The organism is uncultured Salinicola sp. (genome assembly GCF_937921195.1).
Classification (GTDB): Bacteria; Pseudomonadota; Gammaproteobacteria; order Pseudomonadales; family Halomonadaceae; genus Salinicola.
The window spans coordinates 1-4504 of record NZ_CALFQK010000197.1; the positions used below are offsets into that span (position 1 = coordinate 1).

General features: G+C 62.5%; 4 protein-coding genes and 3 tRNA genes. All 7 read left to right on the forward strand.

The annotated features are described in order from the left end of the window. Nucleotides 1-290: 290 nt before the first annotated feature. Nucleotides 291-366: transfer RNA gene (locus tag Q0602_RS23205), tRNA-Glu, on the forward strand. Between the two features lie 53 nt (nt 367-419). Beyond that, nucleotides 420-494, forward strand: a tRNA-Gly gene (locus Q0602_RS23210). A gap of 379 nt (nt 495-873) precedes the next feature. Continuing rightward, on the forward strand, nt 874-1857 hold the full coding sequence (locus tag Q0602_RS23215; RefSeq protein ID WP_298848419.1) for an ABC transporter ATP-binding protein: 984 nt from the start codon (nt 874-876) through the stop codon (nt 1855-1857). Beyond that, complete coding sequence (locus tag Q0602_RS23220; RefSeq protein WP_149436744.1) at nt 1854-2627, forward strand: ABC transporter permease; 774 nt, start codon at nt 1854-1856, stop codon at nt 2625-2627. Before Q0602_RS23215 ends, Q0602_RS23220 begins: the two co-directional genes overlap by 4 nt. After that, nucleotides 2624-3463: an NADPH-dependent 7-cyano-7-deazaguanine reductase QueF gene (queF, locus tag Q0602_RS23225; RefSeq protein WP_298848423.1), complete on the forward strand. Its 840-nt coding sequence runs from the start codon at nt 2624-2626 to the stop codon at nt 3461-3463. The genes Q0602_RS23220 and queF overlap by 4 nt, the downstream gene beginning before the upstream one ends. A gap of 64 nt (nt 3464-3527) precedes the next feature. After that, complete coding sequence (locus Q0602_RS23230; RefSeq protein ID WP_298848425.1) at nt 3528-4088, forward strand: nitroreductase family protein; 561 nt, start codon at nt 3528-3530, stop codon at nt 4086-4088. A gap of 138 nt (nt 4089-4226) precedes the next feature. Next, nucleotides 4227-4314, forward strand: a tRNA-Ser gene (locus Q0602_RS23235). Nucleotides 4315-4504 lie beyond the last annotated feature (190 nt).

Here is a 4504-nt window from a genome sequence, read left to right on the forward strand (position 1 = left end):
CGCTCCAACTTCGCAGTATTGGATGTGTGACTGAGGGTCGTGAGCCGGAACGCCGGTCCGATCGATCTCCTTTCCCGCTCCAGATTTAGGTAGTATCGGAACGGTAGGTGTAGGTCGGGAGCTGGAACGCCAGCCCGGTCGATCTCCTTTCCCGCTCCAACTCTTGGTAGCGTTAGATAGGCAGCATGGGTCGTGAGCCGGAGCGCCGGTCCGCTGGAACGCCAGCCCGGTCGATCTCCTTTCCCGCTCCAGATTTAGGTAGTATCGGAACAGCTCTGCTGCTCCATTGCGTCCCATTCGTCTAGTGGTCCAGGACACCGCCCTTTCACGGCGGTAACAGGGGTTCGAACCCCCTATGGGACGCCACTTCGATGATCCGCCACGATCATCGCGTCGGACTCAGGTCTCGACATCATTCAGCGGGAATAGCTCAGTGGTAGAGCATCGCCTTGCCAAGGCGAGGGTCGGGAGTTCGAATCTCCTTTCCCGCTCCAGTTTTAGAGAATCTTGAAGCGTGGCCGAGGGTCGTGAGCTAGAACGCCGGTCCGCTGGAACGCCAGCCCGGTCGATCTCCTTTCCCGCTCCAGATTCCGAAAAGAGAAGCGTCCATGACGCTTCTCTTTTCTTTTGCGTGTCTGCTTTATCGTCCTCGAAAGGCCTGAGCCGTCCGAGCGGAGACGATTCCGTGCGGCTTCACGTCGGTTTTCCTCGCGAGATCGCCATGGGCGGCGGTTATCGGAGGATCGCTGACGCAGCATGGTTGATTCGTCTGCTAAAGATTGAAGCGCGATGAATCGCCCCCATATTGCCTGGCTCTTCAGTCTCACACGATTTTCGTGAATCCCGATCTATCACATACGGCAGGAATCCCTGATGGCAGAACCGGCACTGTCCATCCGCGGGCTGACCAAAGTCTACGGTAATGGTTTTGAGGCCCTGAAGGGCATCGATCTCGATGTCGCTCAGGGCGATTTCTTTGCACTGCTCGGCCCCAACGGCGCGGGCAAGTCCACCACGCTCGGCATCGTCTGTTCGCTGGTCCAGAAGACGGCGGGGCAGGTGAAGATATTCGGCATCGACATCGACCAGGATTTTGCCAAGGCGAAGTACGCGCTTGGCGTGGTGCCGCAGGAGTTCAACTTCAGCCAGTTCGAGAAGGTCGAAGATATTGTCATGACCCAGGCGGGCTACTATGGCATGCCGGTGAAGGAGGCCCGACCGCGTTGCGACCGGTTGCTGAAGGACCTCGGCCTGTGGGACAAGCGCAACGGCTCCGCCCGTATGCTCTCGGGCGGCATGAAACGTCGTCTGATGATCGCGCGAGCGTTGATCCACCGGCCGCGCCTGCTGATTCTCGACGAACCCACCGCCGGGGTGGATATCGAGCTGCGTCGCAGCATGTGGGAGTACATGCGCCGGATCAACGAGGAGGAGGGCACCTCGATCATCCTGACCACGCACTATCTCGAGGAAGCCGAGAGCCTGTGCCGCAATATCGCCATCATCAACCGGGGCGAGATCATCAAGAACACCTCGATGCGAGGCCTGCTGACCGAACTGGATACCGAGACCTTCCTGCTCGATCTTGCCGAGCCGCTGGACGTCGCCCCCAGGATCGAGGGCTTCGATGCCGAGCGGGTCGATTCGCACCAGCTGGCGCTCTCCGTGCGCAAGGGCACCGATCTCAACGATGCCTTCCAGCAACTGACCGCTCAGGGCGTACGGGTGCTGTCGATGCGTAATCGTGCCAACCGTCTGGAAGAGCTGTTCGTGTCGATGACCTCGCAGCCGGATGCCACGACAGGCATCGACGGTCCATCCGAAACATCCGCCCAGGCCAAGGAGACGGCGTCTTGAATACCCGGCAACTGCTGATTTCGCTCTGGACCATGGTGGTGAAGGAGGTTCGCCGCTTCGTGCGGATCTGGCCGCAGACGCTGGTGCCTCCCTCCATCACCATGACGATGTACTTCATCATCTTCGGCAACCTGATCGGCTCCCGCGTGGGCGAGATGCACGGCATCTCCTACATGTCCTACATCGTGCCCGGCCTGATCATGATGTCGGTGATCACCAACAGCTACTCTAACGTGGCGTCATCGTTCTTCTCCAACAAGTTCCAGCGCAGCGTGGAGGAGATGATGGTCTCGCCGATGCCCAACTGGGTCATCCTGGCCGGCTTCGTCATCGGCGGCGCCGCACGCGGGCTGGGCGTCGGGCTGATCGTGACGGTGGTATCGCTGTTCTTCACCCATCTGGACCTGCACCATCCGTTCCTGACCCTGATGGTGGTGGTGATGACCGCGTTGCTGTTTTCGATCGGCGGCTTCATCAATGCGCTGCTGGCCAAGAAGTTCGACGATATCTCGATCATCCCGATCTTCGTGCTCACCCCGCTGACCTACCTGGGCGGCGTGTTCTACTCGATCGACCTGCTGCCGGAGTTCTGGCAGAACGTGACCATGATCAACCCGATCCTCTACATGGTTAACGCCTTCCGCTACGGCATCCTCGGCATCTCCGACATTCCGGTGAGCGGGGCGCTGATCGCCATCGCCGCCTTCATCGTGGCGTTCTGGTGCCTGGCGCTGTGGATGCTCAACCGCGGCAAGGGGATTCGGTCATGAGTCAGGATCGTCCTGGGACGCTGGTCGACGCGCCGCTCGGACGCGAGTCCGCCTATCCCGACCGCTACGATGCGTCGCTGCTGTTCCCCATCGAACGTGCCGCCAACCGGGCGCCGCTGGGGATCGAGGCGTCGTCACTGCCGTTCGTCGGTGGCGACGAGTGGTGGGCCTTCGAACTCTCTTGGCTCGACCCGCGCGGCAAGCCGGTGGTCGCGGTGGCGCGCTTCCGGCTGCCGGCGGATTCGCCCTGCCTGATCGAATCCAAATCCTGGAAGCTCTACCTCAACGGCTTCAACCAGACCACGTTCGCCGGGCGTGACGCGGTGATCGAGCTGCTGCAACGGGACTTGAGCGTCGCGGCCGGTGCCCCGGTCACCGTCGAGCTGTTCGGTGTCGACGACGCTGCGCTCGCGCCGGCGCCGCTGCCGGGTGAGTGCATCGACGATCTCGATGTCGCCATCGATCGCTACACGCCGGCGCCGGGTCTGCTCGCCTGCGACGAGAGCGATGTCGTCGAGGAGACGCTGCATTCGCATCTGCTCAAGTCCAACTGCCCGGTCACCGGGCAGCCGGATTGGGGCAGTGTGCTGATCGCCTATCGTGGCCCGCGACTCGATCGGGCTGCGTTGCTGCGCTACCTCGTCTCCTATCGCCAGCACCAGGATTTTCACGAGCACTGCGTCGAGCACATCTTCGTCGACCTGATGGCGCGCTGCCGCCCGCAGGAGCTGCTGGTGATGGCGCGTTACATGCGCCGCGGCGGGCTCGACATCAACCCGTGGCGGGCCACGCCGGGCTGGACGCCGGAGCTGCCGGCGCGGCTGCTGCGGCAGTAGCGCTTTTGACGTAGAGTCGGGCGATCCGCCGCGTTTCACCACCGATGTCTCAGAGGAGTCAGACATGGATGCCATGACGCTACTGCACCAGCGTCGCTCGATGGGCAAGCTGGCCGCGCCGGCACCAACCGCCGAGCAGCTCGACGCCATCTACCGTGCCGCACTGCGGGCGCCTGACCACAAGGAAATGACGCCGTACCGCTTCATCGAGATCAGCGGCGAGGGGCTCGATCGGCTGGGTGAGCTGTTCGCCCGATCCGATTATCAGGCCAACCCGCATATCGATGACGGCAGCCTCGACGCCGCCCGCAAGAAACCCAAGCGGGCGCCGATGATCATCGCCGTGATCGCGCGCATCACGCCGGATCTGCCCAAGGTGCCGCCGGTCGAGCAGCTCATCTCGGCCGGCTGCGCGGCCCATGCCATGCTCTACGCGGCTTTCGCGCAAGGGCTTGGGGCGATGTGGCGCACCGGCACCTACGCCCATGACAGGACCGTCTGGCGCGGCCTCGGTCTCGGCGAGCATGAAGAGCTGGTCGGCTATCTCTACCTTGGCCATGTCGGCGGGCGCTACCCCGATGCGCCGGTGCGTGACCCGGAGGCGTATCTGGAGCGGTGGCGCTAGCGCCGAGCTCTCCGTTGCGGAGAGATCGTAAAAGGTCGTCGGAAAAGGAAAAACGGCTTGCGATCACGGGTTTAGCTCGTTACTATGTGCGCCGTTCTGAACGCAGCGGCAAGGCCGCCACGGGAAGGACGACAATGCGGAGGGGTGTCCGAGTGGTCGAAGGAGCACGCCTGGAAAGTGTGTAAGTCGAAAGGCTTCGAGGGTTCGAATCCCTCCCCCTCCGCCACGAATTCTGAATCAGCCGGCTCGAGTAGCCGGCTTTTTCATGTACGGCATAAAGCGCGAGGTGGGGGAGGTGATGAGAACCCTCCGGTTCGAGCCAAGGCGCGTAGCGCCGGGCGGCGGAGCGTAGCGACGCCCATCCTCCCCCTCCGCCACGAATTCTGAATCAGCCGGCTCGAGTAGCCGGCTTTTTC

Bases quoted from the DNA above. Each gene is read 5' to 3' on its own strand.
- Q0602_RS23215 (WP_298848419.1), top strand. From the start codon at position 874: ATGGCAGAACCGGCACTGTCCATCCGCGGGCTGACCAAAGTCTACGGT.
- queF (WP_298848423.1), top strand. From the start codon at position 2,624: ATGAGTCAGGATCGTCCTGGGACGCTGGTCGACGCGCCGCTCGGACGC.
- Q0602_RS23230 (WP_298848425.1), top strand. From the start codon at position 3,528: ATGGATGCCATGACGCTACTGCACCAGCGTCGCTCGATGGGCAAGCTG.